Annotated in this window: 4 protein-coding genes; 3 read left to right on the top strand and 1 reads right to left on the bottom strand. The window is 72.9% G+C overall.

Features of this window, described 5'->3' with window-relative positions:
- Positions 1-218: 218 nt before the first annotated feature.
- Entirely contained in the window at positions 219-1,811 is a 1,593-nt protein-coding gene (locus tag ACFV8H_RS27305; protein ID WP_380404893.1) for a PucR family transcriptional regulator, read from the bottom strand.
- A gap of 422 nt (positions 1,812-2,233) precedes the next feature.
- Between ACFV8H_RS27305 and ACFV8H_RS27300 the strand changes: the two genes are divergently transcribed.
- The 3 genes from ACFV8H_RS27300 to pucD are packed head-to-tail and all read left to right on the top strand — an operon-like array spanning position 2,234 to position 5,969.
- Positions 2,234-3,121 carry an FAD binding domain-containing protein gene (locus ACFV8H_RS27300; protein ID WP_380404890.1) on the top strand — a complete coding sequence of 296 codons (888 nt, stop codon included), beginning with the start codon at positions 2,234-2,236 and terminating at the stop codon, positions 3,119-3,121.
- Complete coding sequence (locus tag ACFV8H_RS27295; RefSeq protein ID WP_380404888.1) at positions 3,118-3,606, top strand: (2Fe-2S)-binding protein; 489 nt, start codon at positions 3,118-3,120, stop codon at positions 3,604-3,606. Before ACFV8H_RS27300 ends, ACFV8H_RS27295 begins: the two co-directional genes overlap by 4 nt.
- Positions 3,603-5,969, top strand: a complete 2,367-nt coding sequence (gene pucD / locus ACFV8H_RS27290; protein WP_380404885.1) for a xanthine dehydrogenase subunit D — start codon at positions 3,603-3,605, stop codon at positions 5,967-5,969. The genes ACFV8H_RS27295 and pucD overlap by 4 nt, the downstream gene beginning before the upstream one ends.
- Positions 5,970-6,000: the final 31 nt, after the last annotated feature.

Genomic DNA, 6,000 nt, shown 5'->3' with positions numbered 1-6,000 from the left:
CCGTGGTGGGGCTCCCGGCTATCACCGGGGTGGTGTCCCCCCCGGCCCCCGCGGGCTGACCGGCGGGGGGCCCGCCCCCAACCACTCGCGCGGGCCCCCCGGTCGTTCTCCCGACGGCTCCCGACGGCTCCCGACCGGTTCCGGCGCCGTCCAGTGACCTCCCAGGAAGCGGCCGTTCCTGGGACCGGCGCCCATCGGGCGGAACTGTCAGGAAACGGTCAGGCCAGTTCCAGCGCCAGGTAGAAGTCCACCCGGTCCTCCAGGCGGGAGAGGTCCCGCCCGGTCAGCTCCTCGATCCGGCCGATCCGGTAGCGCAGGGTGTTCACGTGGACGTGCAGCTGCCCGGCGCAGCGGGTCCAGGAGCCGTCCGAGCGCAGGAAGGCCTCCAGGGTGCGGACCAGGTCCGCCTGGTGCTCGATGTCGTACGCGATCACCTTGTCCAGCAGCCGGCTGCGGAAGGCCCGGCGGACCTCGTCCGGGACGGCGGCCAGCAGCAGCACGTGCGAGGCCAGCTCCTCGGGGCCCGCGACGCAGACCCGGCCGACCCGGGCGGCGGCGATCCGGCGGGCGTGCCGGGCCTCCTCCAGGGCGCCGCGCAGGCCGCCGGCCTCGGAGGCGGGGGCGGAGACGCCGAGGGTGATCCGGCCCTCCGAGCCCAGCCCGGCCTCCAGCGGGGCGAGCAGCTCGCGCAGGGTGTCGGCGGGCACCGGGGAGTCCAGCGCGGGCAGCACCACCACGGCGCCGTTGCCCGCCCCGGCGACCAGGGCGCGGTCGCTGGTGCCGCCGAGCGCCTCCTCCAGCACGGCCCGCACGGTGCCCTCGGGCAGCCCGGTGCCCTCGGCGCTGAGCACCAGCCAGGAGGCGTCCTGGGCGGGGGACTTGGGCTCGTGGCTCTCGTAGCGGGCGGCCATCGCCGAGGAGGCGTACAGGGTGCGGCTGATCTCGGCCGGGTCGGCGTCGCGGCGCAGCAGGGCGAGCAGTTCGTCGGCCAGCCGGCGGCGCAGCCGGCGGCCCTCGTCCCGGCGGTGGCGCTCGGCGGCGACCAGCCGGGCCAGGTTCTCGGCGAGCTGCTGGCGCTTGGTGGTCCACTCGGTGACGTCGCCGGCCACCGCGAGCACCCAGTCGACGAGCGGCGCCTCGTGCTCGGCGGAGGCCGCGGCGGGCAGCAGCGAGTAGGCGCCGCCGGCCAGTCGGGCCCGGTGCGGGGGGCGGCGGCGCTGGCGCTGGGCGGCGAGGTGGGCGCGGACCAGCTGGTCGCGGTCCTCGGCGGTGAGCCGGTCGGCCGGGCCGGCGATCACCGCGCCGGTCGGGGTGAGCACCCAGCAGTCCAGGTCGAGGTCGCCGCCGAGCAGGTCCAGCACGGCGTCCAGTCCGCCGCCGCCGGCCGCCGAGACCAGCAGCCGGTGCCGGTCGACCAGGGCGGCGAGGTCGGCGGCGCGGTCGGCGGAGACCTGACGGCCGATGAACTCGGTGACGGTGCCGAAGGCGATGTCGTCGGGCACGGCCAGCAGCGGCATCCGGTGCCGGCGACAGGCCTCGACCAGGTCCTCGGGCACCGGGCCGACCTCGGCCTCACCGGCCGCCAGGGCGACCGCGCCGCCGGCCGCGATGGTCCGCACGAAGCGCTCGGAGTCGGCGGGGCCGCCGCGCCAGAGCATCCCGGTGAGCACCAGCTCGCCGCCGTGCAGGTAGCGGCCGGGGTCGTGCAGGTCCGTGGTCATCACGCCGCTGACCTGCCGGTCCAGCTCCTCCTCCGCCGCGAGCAGGCGCAGTCGGGGGGCGCCGGGGGCGAGCAGGTCACGGACACGCATCCGCGGACTCCTAACGGGGGCAGGAACGGGGTGGCAGGGCGGGGTGGAAGCGGGGGTCGGAGCAGGGTGGGAGCGGGGGTGGAAGCGGGGATCGGGGGCCTGGACGGGGGGGGTGGGGGCTGCCGGGTACGCCGTCCGGGGGTGACAGTGTGCCCGAACATCCGTGCTCGGCGTTACGTACCAGCGGGCCGCCGGGTCACGGGCCCGTAGCCCGCGAATCACGGCCGGATTACGGTCGTAGGTAGCACTCGGCGAACACCTGGGCTGCGGATTCTCCTGCTTAGAGGAACGTACAGGATGCCGGGCGGGCTCACAGCCGGGGCTTCATGCCATCGGTGACTGCCAGTGGGCCGCGTCACAGGGGTTCACTGGGCGACACGCCGCCGGACACCCGGTCGGCGAAGACCTGAGGAGAAACCCGCATGGAGTTCCTTCGGCCCGCCACCTGGGACGAGGCTCTCGCGGCGAAGGCTGAGTACCCGACCGCGCTGCCCATCGCGGGCGGCACGGACGTCATGGTCGAGCTGAACTTCGACGTGCACCGGCCATCCGCGATTCTCGACCTGAACCGCGTCACCGAGCTCACCGAATGGACGAACGACGGCAGCGTCGTCCGACTCGGCGCCTCCGTCCCGTACGCCCGGATCATCTCGGAGCTGTCCGGGCCGCTGCCCGGGCTCGCCCTGGCGGCCCACACCGTCGGCTCGCCGCAGATCCGCAACCGCGGCGGCGTCGGCGGCAACCTCGGCGGCGCCTCCCCGGCCGGTGACGCGCACCCCGCGCTGCTGGCGGCCGGGCGGGACGTCTTCGTCGAGGCGGCCTCGGTGCGCGGCACCCGGCTGATCCCGATCGACGAGTTCTACGTCGGCGTGAAGCGCAACAGCCTGGAGGCCGACGAGCTGATCCGGGCCGTGCACATCCCGGTCGCGGACGGCCCGCAGCAGTTCTCGAAGATCGGCACCCGCAACGCGATGGTGATCGCGGTCTGCGCCTTCGGTTTCGCCCTTCACCCGAAGAACGGCACCGTCGGCACCGGTATCGGTTCGGCTGCCCCCACGCCGCGCCGCGCCGTCGAGGCCGAGGAGTACCTGCGCGGCGTGCTCGCCGAGCGCGGGCTCTGGGAGTCCGGGGAGCTGCTGGGCACCGAGGTGATCCAGCGCTTCGGCGAGCTGGTCAAGGCCGCCGCCTCCCCCATCGACGACGTCCGCGGCACCGCCGACTACCGGCGGCACGCGCTGGCCGTGATGGCCCGCCGCACCCTCACCTGGTGTTGGAACGACTACAGCAAGCAGATCAGGAGCGCGGCATGAAGGTCACGTTCACCGCCAACGGCAAGCCGGTCGAGGCCGACGACGTGTGGGAGGGCGAGAGCCTGCTCTACGTGCTGCGCGAGCGCGTCGGCCTGCCCGGTTCGAAGAACGCCTGCGAGCAGGGCGAGTGCGGCTCCTGCACCGTCTACCTGGACGGCGTGCCGGTCTGCTCCTGCCTGGTCGCCGCCGGCCAGGTGCAGGACCGCGAGGTGCGCACGGTCGAGGGCCTGGCCGAGGAGAACGGCGAGCTGGGCCTCGTCCAGCAGGCGTTCGTCGACGCCGGGGCCGTCCAGTGCGGCTTCTGCACCCCGGGACTGCTGGTGCAGACCGACGCCCTGCTGGAGCAGGACGCCCAGCCGAGCGACAACGACATCCGCGAGGCGCTGTCGGGCAACCTGTGCCGCTGCACCGGCTACGAGAAGATCATGGACGCGGTGCGGCTCGCCTCCGCCCGCAAGTGCTCGGGCAAGGGGGCTTCGGCATGACCACGCGGACCATCCAGGGCCAGAAGAACCTGCAGAACATCAACCAGGCCTCGAAGGACGGCATCGGCGGCTCGCCGCTGCGCCCGGACGGCAACCTGAAGGTCAAGGGCGAGTTCGCCTACTCCTCGGACATGTGGCACGAGGACATGCTCTGGGGCATGGCGCTGCGCTCGCCGCACCCCCGGGCCAACATCCTCTCGGTGGACATCTCCGAGGCGCTCAAGGTGCCCGGCGTCCACGCGGTGCTCACCCACGAGGACATCCCCGGCGCCAAGTACTACGGCCTGGAGATCCAGGACCAGCCGGCCCTGGCCATCGACAAGATCCGCTACCACGGCGAGGCGATCGCCCTGGTCGCCGCCGACCACCCGGAGACCGCCCGGCGCGCGGTGAAGAAGATCGTGGTCGAGTACGAGGTGCTCACCCCGATCGTCACCGAGGAGCAGTGCCTGGACCCGCAGACCCACGGGTACGTGCACGAGCCGCACGAGTACAAGTCCCACGCGTACGGCAACATCTGCCACGAGCAGCGGCTGGTCTCCGGCCTCGGCGTGACCGACGAGGTGCGGGCGCTGGCGGACGTCATCGTCAGCGGCGACTACGAGGTCGGCATGCAGGACCAGGCCTTCCTCGGCCCCGAGTCCGGCCTGGCCGTGCCCGCCGAGGACGGCGGCATCGACCTCTACATCGCCACCCAGTGGCTGCACGTGGACCGCGAGCAGATGGCCCCCGTGCTGGACCTGCCCGAGGAGAAGGTCCGGCTCACCCTGGCCGGCGTCGGCGGCGCCTTCGGCGGCCGCGAGGACATCTCGATGCAGATCCACGCCTGCCTGCTGGCCCTGCACACCGGCAAGCCGGTCAAGATCGTGTACTCCCGGGACGAGTCCTTCTACGGCCACGTCCACCGCCACCCGGCGCGGATGCACTACGAGCACGGCGCCACCCGCGACGGCAAGCTGGTCTTCGCCGACTGCCGGATCGTGCTGGACGGCGGCGCCTACGCCTCCGCCTCCCCCGCCGTCGTCGGCAACGCGGCCTCGCTCGGACACGGCCCGTACGTGATCCCGAACGTGAAGATGCACGCCATCGCGCTCTACAGCAACAACCCGTCCTGCGGGGCGATGCGCGGCTTCGGGGCCGTCCAGGCGGCCTTCGGCTACGAGACCCAGATGGACAAGCTGGCCGTCGAACTCGGCATGGACCCGGTCGAGCTGCGGCAGCTGAACGCGATGTCGGAGGGCGACTTCATGCCCACCGGCCAGCAGATCGACTCCCCCGCCCCGGTGGCCGAACTGCTGCGGCGGGCCAAGGAGATGCCGCTGCCGCCGCCGCTGGACACCGAACACCTCGACGTGCGCTCGCTGCCCGGAGCACTCTCCAACACCTCGCACGGCGAGGGCATCGTGCGCGGGGTCGGCTACTCGGTCGGCATCAAGAACGTCGGCTTCTCCGAGGGCTTCGACGACTACTCCACCGCCCGGGTACGCCTGGAGGTGATCGGCGGCGAGCCGGTCGCCATGGTGCACACCGCGATGGCGGAGGTCGGCCAGGGCGGCGTCACCGTGCACGCCCAGATCGCCCGCACCGAGCTGGGCGTCGAGCAGGTCACCATCCACCCGGCCAACACCGAAGTGGGATCGGCCGGTTCGACCTCCGCCTCGCGCCAGACGTACATGACCGGCGGCGCCGTGAAGCTCGCCGCCGAGGCCGTCCGGCGGGAGCTGATCGAGAAGGGCCGGCGCCGCTACGGCTGGACCCACAAGGACATCACGCTGACCGGCGGCAAGGTCGTCTCGGAGAGCGCCGGCGTGCTGGTGCCCATGGTGGACCTGCTCGGCGACGAGGCCATCGACCTCACCCGCGAGCACCACCACCGGCCCACCCAGGCCTTCGACAAGGAGACCGGCCAGGGCTTCGGCCACGTCCAGTACACCTTCTGCGCCAACCGCGCCGTGGTGGACGTGGACGTCGAACTCGGCCTGGTCAAGGTGGTCGAGCTGACCGCCGTCCAGGACGTCGGCAAGGCGCTCAACCCGCTCTCCGTGGTCGGCCAGATCCAGGGCGGCTGCACCCAGGCCCTCGGCCTGGCCGTGATGGAGGAGATCATCGTCCGGGACGGGAAGGTGCGCAACGCCTCCTTCACCGACTACCTGATCCCCACCATCCTGGACACCCCGCCGATCCCGGTGGACGTCCTCGAACTGCCCGACCCGCACGCCCCGTACGGGCTGCGCGGCGTCGGCGAGGCGCCGACCGTGTCGGCGACCCCCTCGATCGTGGCGGCGATCCGCAACGCGACCGGACTCGCGCTCAACCGGATCCCGGTCCGGCCGGAACACCTGACCACCGAACAGCCCGGCTGACAGCGGGAGTTCGACCAGTTCGGTTCGACCA

Source organism: Kitasatospora sp. NPDC059827 (genome assembly GCF_042731675.1).
Taxonomy (GTDB): Bacteria; Actinomycetota; Actinomycetes; order Streptomycetales; family Streptomycetaceae; genus Kitasatospora.
This window is presented reverse-complemented; position numbering and strand designations above follow the sequence as displayed.

What these genes read in the sequence shown, in the direction of transcription:
- ACFV8H_RS27305 (WP_380404893.1), bottom strand. Translation starts at nt 1,811, where the DNA reads ATGCGTGTCCGTGACCTGCTCGCCCCCGGCGCCCCCCGACTGCGCCTG.
- ACFV8H_RS27300 (WP_380404890.1), top strand. Translation starts at nt 2,234, where the DNA reads ATGGAGTTCCTTCGGCCCGCCACCTGGGACGAGGCTCTCGCGGCGAAG.
- ACFV8H_RS27295 (WP_380404888.1), top strand. Translation starts at nt 3,118, where the DNA reads ATGAAGGTCACGTTCACCGCCAACGGCAAGCCGGTCGAGGCCGACGAC.
- pucD (WP_380404885.1), top strand. Translation starts at nt 3,603, where the DNA reads ATGACCACGCGGACCATCCAGGGCCAGAAGAACCTGCAGAACATCAAC.